At 56.2% G+C, this 6479-nt stretch carries 8 protein-coding genes; 5 read left to right on the forward strand and 3 right to left on the reverse strand.

What is annotated here, in order from left to right:
* Positions 1-31 precede the first annotated feature (31 nt).
* From HU811_RS01660 to HU811_RS01670, 3 genes are all read left to right on the forward strand, one after another.
* On the forward strand, positions 32-700 hold the full coding sequence (locus HU811_RS01660; protein WP_186653471.1) for an HD domain-containing protein: 669 nt from the start codon (positions 32-34) through the stop codon (positions 698-700).
* 72 nt (positions 701-772) lie between these two features.
* Complete coding sequence (locus tag HU811_RS01665; protein WP_186653473.1) at positions 773-991, forward strand: hypothetical protein; 219 nt, start codon at positions 773-775, stop codon at positions 989-991.
* Positions 992-1071: 80 nt separating this feature from the next.
* Positions 1072-1686, forward strand: coding sequence for an alpha/beta fold hydrolase (locus HU811_RS01670; RefSeq protein WP_186653474.1), 615 nt, complete (start codon positions 1072-1074; stop codon positions 1684-1686).
* Positions 1687-1807: 121 nt separating this feature from the next.
* Here HU811_RS01670 and HU811_RS01675 read toward each other — a convergent pair whose 3' ends face one another.
* Entirely contained in the window at positions 1808-2707 is a 900-nt protein-coding gene (locus tag HU811_RS01675; RefSeq protein WP_186653475.1) for a LysR family transcriptional regulator, read from the reverse strand.
* Between the two features lie 224 nt (positions 2708-2931).
* On the opposite strand from HU811_RS01675, the gene HU811_RS01680 reads away from it, so the two are divergent.
* Positions 2932-3558, forward strand: a complete 627-nt coding sequence (locus HU811_RS01680) for a hydrolase (protein ID WP_092458019.1) — start codon at positions 2932-2934, stop codon at positions 3556-3558.
* A 503-nt stretch (positions 3559-4061) separates the two neighbouring features.
* Entirely contained in the window at positions 4062-4712 is a 651-nt protein-coding gene (locus HU811_RS01685) for a DUF2459 domain-containing protein (protein ID WP_225248360.1), read from the forward strand.
* A 141-nt stretch (positions 4713-4853) separates the two neighbouring features.
* Here the strand turns inward: HU811_RS01685 and HU811_RS01690 are convergent, their stop codons facing one another.
* Both HU811_RS01690 and HU811_RS01695 read right to left on the reverse strand, forming a co-directional pair.
* Positions 4854-5369 carry a GNAT family N-acetyltransferase gene (locus HU811_RS01690; RefSeq protein ID WP_189673950.1) on the reverse strand — a complete coding sequence of 172 codons (516 nt, stop codon included), beginning with the start codon at positions 5367-5369 and terminating at the stop codon, positions 4854-4856.
* Positions 5370-5589: 220 nt separating this feature from the next.
* Positions 5590-5952, reverse strand: a complete 363-nt coding sequence (locus HU811_RS01695) for a DUF6124 family protein (RefSeq protein ID WP_186653479.1) — start codon at positions 5950-5952, stop codon at positions 5590-5592.
* Positions 5953-6479 lie beyond the last annotated feature (527 nt).

Raw genomic sequence — 6479 nt, forward strand, 5'->3', positions numbered from 1 at the left:
CCTCATTCTTATACCTTGCCGGAGTTTTGAAATGATTGATGAGCCATTCTTTCCTTACCAGAGCCTAGCGTCCGACTTACTCGCATTTCTACCCGAGGACAGCACGGACGGATCTCACGATCTTTCTCATATTCACCGAGTATGGATAAATGTTCGGCGGCTACAGGAAAAAGAAGGTGGGGACTTAGAAGCATTGCTCGCAGCAACCATTTTGCATGATTGTGTGGCAGTCGAGAAAAACTCTCCATTACGAGCGCAAGCATCAACGCTTTCGGCCAAGAAAGCCGCCTCTATTTTGGAACGTATGAGTTGGTCTACATCGCGAATTGAGCTAGTTGCTCACGCGGTAAAGACCCACAGCTTCTCAGCAGGCTTCGAGCCCCGCACGCTAGAGGCCAAAATTCTTCAGGACAGTGACCGATTAGACGCCATCGGCATGGTGGGAGTCGCACGCTGTTTCTACATTTCTGGGCGAATGGGCTCTGCGCTGTACGATTTTACAAATCCCGAAGCCGTAGGCAGGGAGTATCAAGACAAACGTTTCGCCATTGAGCATTTCCACACAAAATTACTCAAACTTGCTTCGGGATTCCAGACAGCCGAAGGTGCTCGGGTGGCAGCGGTTAGGCATGCGCGTCTCAATAGTTTTCTAGATGATTTTATGGAGGAGATCGGAGCACCAGGACGAACGGAGTTGTGACATGGGTGATATTCAGTTAGGCAGGTGACATCGCCAGACGCTTACGCACATGTCCGAAATTACCCTCTGGTCATGGCCTCGGTGTTGTCCTTTCTGCTCGATCGGTTTCTCAAGCCGTATCTGCTGCGCACGTGGCTGGGAGTAATGTTGGTGGCGGCGGGCGAGGTTGGCTGCGTTGTGGCAGGTCAGAGCCGTTTGTTGGGGTTTGATCTGGGGTTGCTGTCGGTTTTTGCCGTGGCGATAGGGATGGGATTGTTCATGAAGCGGCGGCGGTTTGAGTCGGTTGGCTGAAGATGAGAAGAGGGCTGAATATCAAAAAATAAATCCCCATATTCCCAACTCTTTCAATCCCACCTTCAAGGACCGAACCCGTGATTGCATCCCCCACCAAACTGCTCTTCCTACCTGGCGCCTCGGGTAACACCCGGTTCTGGCATCCGGTTGCCGAACGCCTGACCCTTCCAGCGCGGCAGGTCCATATCGGCTGGCCCGGCTTTGGAGACACTCCGCCCGTGCCTGGCATAGCCGGCATGGAAGACCTGGCGACTCGCGTGCTGGCCGAGATCGACCGGCCCACAGCGCTGGTGGCGCAGTCCATGGGCGGTATCGTCGCCGTGCTTGCGGCGCTTGAGCGCCCCGAACTGATCACGCACCTGATACTGACCGTCACCTCTGGCGGAGTGGATATGTCTGATCTGGACGCGCAGGACTGGCGCGCGGATTTTGCTGCCGCCAACCCGACGCTGCCGAGGTGGTTTCTCGACGACCGCACCGACCTCACGCTCCGGTTGGCCGAGTTGCGCATGCCGGTGCTCCTCCTCTGGGGAGACGCTGATCCTATCAGCCCCGTTCGCGTCGGCCAGCGCCTTGCTGAGTTGTTACCCCATGCGGATCTACACGTTTTCTCTGGGGCCGATCATGACCTGGGTTTTACTCACGCAGATGAGGTGGCGAGGTTGATTGAGAGGCATCTGGGTTGTGGGTGAGCGAAGTATCGTTGAGTAAAAAAGGGGACTTATTTTCTGGAAGTAATTCTGTCCCCCTATTCCTAGGATTGCCTGCTCAAGGTTCTCCGGGACACCGCCGCCATCCCACAGTGGGAAGTCCTCAGGCACCGCTTGCCGGCTTTGCAAAGTGCGGAGACTGCCCGAACGACTCGATCAACAGTTCTGTGAGTACGTGGATCTTGCGAGCCGGATGGAGCCCCGGTGGGCGGACAACATAGGCACCTGCCGGAGGCGGTGGGTACCGGGTCATGATGGGCACCAGCGCCTGCGACCTCACGCTTTCATAGGTCAGGCAATCCGGCAGATAGGCAACCCCCAACCCTGCGACGGCGGCGGCGACCAGAGCGATGCCGTTATCAGCCTTGAAGCGCCCCTGCGGACGAACCGTAACCACCTTGTCGCCATCCATGAACTGCCAGGATTCGGTGCCCTGCATGAGCGCCTCGTGTGCGGACAGCTCCTCGGGCGATTCAGGTGCGCCATGGGCGCTGATATAACCGGGGCTGGCGACGAGCTTCGTATAAATCGGGCCGATACCCCTTGCAATCAGGTTTGAGTCCGGCAGGTAGCCAACGCGTATCGCACAGTCAAAACCTTCGGCGATCAGATCGACGAAGCGATCGCTGTAGCTGGTCTGAATATGAAGCAAGGGATGACGGCGGGCCATTTGCGCCAGCATCGGCGCAAAGTGAGTCGGCCCAAAAGAAAGCGGGGCGGCAATGCGCAACCGACCGCGAAGGGGACCGGAGGGCAGCATCGTTTCCTTTGCTATGTCGATCTCGGCGCAGACCCTGGCCGCATGCTCGCGAAAAGTGGTTCCAGCCTCAGTGAGGGCGGCCCCGCGAGTGGTCCGCGCCAGCAACTGGACACCCAGTTCCGCCTCCAGCCGCACCAGCCTGCGGCTGACGATCGATTTGGATACGCCTAGCCGGAGGGCCGCAGGCGAAATACCGCCGGCATCAGCGACTTCTACAAAGGTTTGCAGCGCTTCGATATCCAAAATCAGCGTTCCTCATTCTGCAACACAGAAAGCCTCGAGATGCTACTACTGGGTCAAGTGACGCAACAGCACAATCCTGCTTCCTGGTGACGCTGTCTCTCTATGACAGGTCGTCCGGAAAATGAATCACCTTCAACGCAGTGCAGACCTCAACCGCTCGCCCATCCAAAAGCGAGCGCTTGAACCGTCCACACGCAAATGACAACTAGAAGCAGGAGCAGCAAATGACAAGCGAGGCAATCCGCAACCCTCTGACCGACCACCTCTTGTCGCCTGAAAACTCGGCGCTGATCATCATCGACTACCAGCCCATCCAAGTGTCCTCGATCCGTTCGATGCCGCGTGACGAATTGGTGTTCAACATCACGAGCGTGGCCAAGGCGGCCATCAACTACAACCTTCCGATTATCCATTCGACGGTCAATGTCGCTACCGGTCGCAACAAACCGCCCATTCAGCAGTTGCAGAACGTACTGGGACATTTGCCTACTTACGATCGGACATCGATCAACAGTTGGGAGGACGTCGAGTTCAAACAGGCGGTTAAAGCCACTGGCCGCCGCAAACTCATCATGACCGCGCTCTGGACTGAAGCGTGCCTGACCTTTCCGGTACTCGATGCCATACAGGAAGGTTATGAAGTCTACGTGCCGGTTGATGCTGTCGGCGGTACATCCGTTGCCGCGCACGAAGCCGCGTTACGGCGAATCGAGCAAGCGGGGGCGAAACTGATCAGTCGCGTGCAGATGTATTGCGAACTCCAGCGCGATTGGGCGCGTGAATCGACCGTCCCAGGCTTTATGGGCGTGTTTGAAAACGCTGACGGATTCAACGCCGAAAAGGCCTTGTAGACGTTAACCAAGAACGTCTGTGGCCGATGAGGTGACGACGGTGAGACCTGTGGACACAGGTCTCATTTCTAATTCTTGATCGGATGTGCAGGTATTGCCCTGGGCAGATGAATCCGAGGTGGGTTTACAGAAAAGGTCCCCTTTCACACCTAACAACTCAAACCCCGTGGCGAGGGAGCTTGCTCCCGCTTGAGTGCGAAGCGCTCACAAAAAATTACCAAGCCCCTGTCTAGGCCTATTTAGCGCAACTAGGACAGAGATGATTGATGTGCTGGAAATACACAGTCCCTGCGCTGGTGACATTTAGAAGGCCATCGTTCAGCTCTACAGGGAGAACGTTGGCGAGTGCCCCAAGCGTTGAATGCTAGGCTTGGTCTCTGAGATACCTTGTGGTGTATCGCTGCTTTGAGCATCTAAGCGCCATGGTTGCTTCTGGCCGAGATCCAGCGCCAACCCCGCTGGGGTTTTCCCACGTTTCGTTAGCGAGCCTCCAGCCCTTGTGTATGCGCATTGTAGTGCTGTCCCTGGTCCTCACGCTGTTCGGCTGCGCTACCGCGTCGGACCCGCCGAGGGGCGAGGGTGGCGATTGGCGGTCCTTCTATATAGTGAATCATGGCCTGCATACCGGGTTGGTCATTGCGCGCTCCGATCTACTTCAGGTGCTTCCCGCACTGGCCGAAGCGTTTAGCGACGGCGACTTTGTTGAGTTCGGTTGGGGTGACGAGGATTTTTACCGAGCCCCACAGGCCACCTTGAGCCTCGCCCTGCGAGCCTTGTTCGGGTCGACGGCAACCGTGCTGCATGTGGTCAAGATTGACGGGGACCCCAGGCGGCGTTTCGCCGCAAGCGAGGTCATCGAAGTGCGGGTGACGGAGGACGGCTACCAACGACTGCTCGCGTTCGTGGCCGGGACCTTCACCCGTTCAGCGACGGGCACCTTGGTGGTGCTCGGGCCTGGCCTGTATGGAGAGAGCCGGTTCTACCAGGCCGAGGGTAGCTATTCGCTGTTTTATACCTGCAATACCTGGGTCGCAGAGGCGCTGGCCGCGAGCAGTTGCCCCATATCGCCTACGGCGGTGATTACTGCGGGGAACGTCATGTCGCAGTTACGCCGGGCGACAGCGGTCGGTGCGTCCTGCCTGGCTAGCCGCTAATCCATGCCTGACGGCGGGGGTGTATTCCAGTGATGCTGACATCCAGTTTCCAGTGAATGTGACTCACCCAAAGTCCTGTTTGCGAAATTGCATCCCACGTGTATCAGAAATAAAGTGGCCACTTGCCCCTCTACCGAATATTCATATGCCGCATTTCAGGTTTTTCTGCATCAACGCATTCTGAAGCGTTACACCCCGACGGATCGGAAATCCTCGCTCTACGACATAAAAACCATGCAATACAAAGAATGGTTCAGCCGTTTTGCTGACATGAGAAGTAAGCTCGCTGATTCCAAGCAACTTGGCTTTTTCATGAATGCGATTCATTAATAAAGAACCTATTCCCCGCCGGGGATGATTACCCGACACAAAAAAATGGTCGATGTAACCGTTCGGTTGAATGTCGGCGTAGCCTACTATTTCGCCGTCGATCTCAGCCACGAACGGACGGAGATCTCGAAGATGATTCGCCCAGAGCTTCGGATCAAGATCAGCAGGAGCCCAGGCTTCGATTTGATCGTGGGTGTAATCTCTTGACGCAATATCGTGAATGGCAGAGTAAAAGACGTGGAACAACGCAATCTCATCTCCGATTCTGAACCGTCGAATCGCCACATTGTTTCTCGAAAGGTGTCCAAAAAAATCGGTGTCTGTCATACCCGCTGCAAAATCAGAAATAAACTGCCCCAAGTTCCATAGAAACGTGCGAAGGATGCCTTCTGGCCGTTTTCAGCCTTTCGCTAAAAGCGCTGTGTGGGAGGTGAGGAGCGGTTGTTGTTGGAAGAGTTCTTGTTTAGAGAGAACTCGTCCACGTCTATGGATGAACGCACCAAAACCCGACGCAGAACGCCGGGTTTTTCCGTTGGGAACAGCCTACCTACCGCCCCGGCTCCACATTATCCAATACCTGATTCGCCAACAACGAGCTCAGCTCAATCAACTGCTGAATCCCCAGCGCAAAATGACGCCGCGAGCCTTTCAGGTCGAACGCCAGATCAGCAGCCATGGCATCGGCTGAAGCTAAGGTTTCACTGAGATTAGCGAGCAGGCATTCGTTATCGAGGCCTCTCACGACGGTGAATAGCTGGCCCGGTTTGGGGTCGTCTTGGGATTTATCCGGTTTCGGTAACAAGTAGTGATCAAGCACGCGTTTGGTGGTTTCGTCTTGCTTCTTGGCTTTGGATTGTGCGGATGTAGAGGTGGAATCTGCTTCCGGCGGATTCGGGGTAATTTTGAACATAAGCTTCGGTTCCTGATGTGATGCCGACACCCCGAAGCTACTAAACAATGGGGTGGCAGCTGTACGCAGGTTAGTAGACCGGGGAACCGAAGAAGCCGGCGCGCCTGAGCGCCCTGCGTACAGCCACCATCAAGAACAGAGTCGGGCCCTGTTTGAGACGCGCTTGTACAACTTCGATTACCTCGGGCTACTAAACCCGACCACTGATGGGCAGTGGCAGGAAGACAATAGAACCCCGGAACAAGGCGCACAAGCGGGCGGATTCTGGCGTAGTTGTAGGCAAAGGCGCAAGGATTCGTGGCTGGATAGAGCGGTGTAGGTGAGGGCTGTAGGAGGGAGGTTTTTTGGCGATGCGGGCGGGCGTTCTCCTTTGGATCCGCGTCGATTTCATCGCGAGCACGCTTCCATTTCCTGACACCCGCCCCCTGTGGCGAGGGAGCTTGCTCCCGCTGGCCTGCGCAGCAGGCCCTGCATTTCTTCAGGCAAACCGCATCGTCCGGTTTTGCGACTGCTGCGCAGCCGAGCGG

It is taken from the genome of Pseudomonas tehranensis (genome assembly GCF_014268615.1).
GTDB lineage: Bacteria > Pseudomonadota > Gammaproteobacteria > Pseudomonadales > Pseudomonadaceae > Aquipseudomonas > Aquipseudomonas tehranensis.

Coding starts and splice junctions, on each gene's coding strand:
- HU811_RS01660 (WP_186653471.1), top strand. CDS start 32: ATGATTGATGAGCCATTCTTTCCTTACCAGAGCCTAGCGTCCGACTTA.
- HU811_RS01665 (WP_186653473.1), top strand. CDS start 773: ATGGCCTCGGTGTTGTCCTTTCTGCTCGATCGGTTTCTCAAGCCGTAT.
- HU811_RS01680 (WP_092458019.1), top strand. CDS start 2,932: ATGACAAGCGAGGCAATCCGCAACCCTCTGACCGACCACCTCTTGTCG.
- HU811_RS01685 (WP_225248360.1), top strand. CDS start 4,062: ATGCGCATTGTAGTGCTGTCCCTGGTCCTCACGCTGTTCGGCTGCGCT.
- HU811_RS01690 (WP_189673950.1), bottom strand. CDS start 5,369: ATGACAGACACCGATTTTTTTGGACACCTTTCGAGAAACAATGTGGCG.
- HU811_RS01695 (WP_186653479.1), bottom strand. CDS start 5,952: ATGTTCAAAATTACCCCGAATCCGCCGGAAGCAGATTCCACCTCTACA.